The sequence below is a fragment of the Thermoanaerobacter sp. A7A genome, from assembly GCF_000445185.1.
GTDB lineage: Bacteria > Bacillota > Thermoanaerobacteria > Thermoanaerobacterales > Thermoanaerobacteraceae > Thermoanaerobacter.
This window is the reverse complement of the sequence record NZ_AVAF01000134.1, coordinates 1-2,417: the sequence shown is the minus strand read 5'-3', so window position 1 is coordinate 2,417 and position 2,417 is coordinate 1. Positions and strand designations below refer to the sequence as shown.

The following is a 2,417-nucleotide window of genomic DNA, read 5'->3' as shown; positions in this document are numbered from 1 at the left end:
GGCCAGGACTAGAGGAAGGGAATTCAGGTATTGAAGACAGATCAAGATTTTTAAACATAGAAGAATAAAAGTCTATTTTAGACTGGGAAGTAAAGAGTTCAGGTATATTTAAAAGTAATTGAAGCTGGTACATGTAGGATTTCCTCCTCCTTAAAAAATATTTTCATGCTGTATATATAATAATTCGACAAATGGTAGGTGAAATCCTACATAAAAGATAAAAAATTCAAGAGTGATAGAAAAAAAGTATGTCTCCAGAATCGCTTAAATGAAGGCTTTTGAATTTTGCACAAGTCTAGAATATTAAAGAAGTGCCTTTAAGTTTTTGAGGGGTATAAAAAATGAATTTTTTATGCTCACAGGAGGAGTTACTTTCTTCTTATAAACGATGTAATGAAATAGGTATTGACCCTTCGATAACCACGCCACTAAGTATAATGCGAGTAGAAAAATTGATGAATTAAAAAGGTATAAGATTAACGTGAAATTTACCCGTTTTAGATGTTTACTTAACAATTTATTTCTATAATACTTTATAGAGGTTTTGGAAAAGGTATAAAGATTTTGGGAAGGGGTTACTGATAAATGGAAATATTAAGTGTAGAAAGCCTAGCAAAGAAGTATGGCAAAAAAACCGCATTGCGTAATGTAAACATAAAGGTACTAAAAGGAGAAATTGTTGGATTTATAGGGCCAAATGGAGCGGGGAAAACCACTTTTATAAAATGCATCACCGGATTATTAAAACCCCAAGAGGGGAGTATAAATTTATTTGGGTACAATTTATTTCAACACTATGGGAAAGTGATGAAAAATGTTGGGCTTCTTTTAGAACCTGCGTTTTACGATTATCTAACTGCTTTTGAAAATTTAAAAATTTTGATGAAAGTAAGTGGGAATTATGACCTGAAAAAAATTGAGGAAGTAATGGAGTTTGTAGGATTATGGGAAGTAAGAAACAAATATGTAACCACCTTTTCTTTTGGAATGAAGCAAAGATTAGGTTTAGCACAGGCATTAATGAATGACCCTCAATTTTTAATTTTAGATGAGCCAACTGTAGGACTAGACCCAGTGGGTGTAAATGAACTAAAAGAAAAACTTCGTTATTTAAGCAGGGATAAAGGAGTAACTATTTTATTTTCAAGTCATCAGCTCTCAGATGTAGAAGAAATATGCGATAGAGTAGTTTTAATAAAAGAAGGTAGCATTTTATACAATGGTAGTATTAATGACATAACAAGTCAAAAGGAATATCATGTAATTCTTTCTACTGATAAAGTTGATTTAGAGTCTTTTAAAGAAGAAATAATGAATGGCCTTGTTAATTTTGAAGATACAGTTTTGATTGTAAAAGATAGGGAAATTTTAGGAAGAATTTTAAGGAAACTTTTCATACAAAATATTGATATATTAGATATTAATATCAAAAAAGGAAGTTTGATAGAACTATTTTATGAAGAAGGGATGAAACAACAATGAGAGGATTTTATTACATAGAAATGTATAAATTGCTCAAAAGAAAAGATGTGTTTTGGTCATTGTTAATATCTTTTTCTGTTCCTCTACTTTTAGGACTGCTAATTTTGACAGGAAGTGAAATTGTGCAAATAGGTGGTGAGAAATTTTCGGCCTTCCAATACGCTGCTATGATGTTTGAATTTCTGAAATTCCTATTTTTCTTTTATTTTATATTCATAATTTTTGCAGCTTCAACATTTTCAGGAGAATTAGAAAAAGGCAATATAAATTTACTACTTATAAGAGCTAAAGATAGAAAAGAAGTTATTATATCAAAATACATCGCTCTTATCACTATTTTATTAATTTTTTTAGTAGTTATTACATTTTCAGGGATAATAAGCTATTACATTTTTCTTTATAATACAAAATTTGCAACCCATGAATTTTTAGGAAAGGATTATTTGAAATTTTTATATACAATTACCCTTTCAGTGTTTGAGATTATTTTGATAATAACAATTACTATGTTGTTGTCATTGTTTTTTAACAATTATAAAACTATACTTCTCTCAATAGGGACTATAATTTTGTTAAAAGTTTTAGAAAATGTAAAAGAAATTAAACGGTTCATCCCAACTTATTTAGCAAATATGGATGCATGGATGAGTACAGCTAAAACAGAACACGAACTTTTTATTAAAGTTATACAAAATATTGGATTTCTCAGCCTGTACATTTTAATAATTTTTGTTATAGCTATTCGTTACTTTTATGAAATGGACATAAAAAATTAAATAGGAGGGCTGCTACTCTCTTCGCCCCCTGGTGTCAAGGATACGCTACGCCGGGCTTTTGCCCGTGCTTGACACCAGGGGGCTCCAGCAGCTATTAAAAACTAACGGTGGTGATAAAGGTCATTTTATTGAAGTAACCTTATTCTTCGCTTTTTTTGG

Annotated in this window: 2 protein-coding genes and 1 pseudogene; all 3 read left to right on the top strand. The window is 30.2% G+C overall.

Annotation, left to right across the window (positions count from 1 at the left end):
- Positions 1 to 341: 341 nt before the first annotated feature.
- A pseudogene (locus M663_RS15585) lies at positions 342 to 440 on the top strand (LuxR family transcriptional regulator); the annotation flags it as partial.
- A gap of 145 nt (positions 441 to 585) precedes the next feature.
- Complete coding sequence (locus tag M663_RS0110570) at positions 586 to 1,482, top strand: ABC transporter ATP-binding protein (protein WP_029688875.1); 897 nt, start codon at positions 586 to 588, stop codon at positions 1,480 to 1,482.
- A complete protein-coding gene (locus M663_RS0110565; RefSeq protein WP_029688874.1) occupies positions 1,479 to 2,258 on the top strand; it encodes an ABC transporter permease in 780 nt (259 codons plus the stop codon). Before M663_RS0110570 ends, M663_RS0110565 begins: the two co-directional genes overlap by 4 nt.
- Positions 2,259 to 2,417 lie beyond the last annotated feature (159 nt).

What these genes read in the sequence shown, in the direction of transcription:
- M663_RS0110570 (WP_029688875.1), top strand. Translation starts at nt 586, where the DNA reads ATGGAAATATTAAGTGTAGAAAGCCTAGCAAAGAAGTATGGCAAAAAA.
- M663_RS0110565 (WP_029688874.1), top strand. Translation starts at nt 1,479, where the DNA reads ATGAGAGGATTTTATTACATAGAAATGTATAAATTGCTCAAAAGAAAA.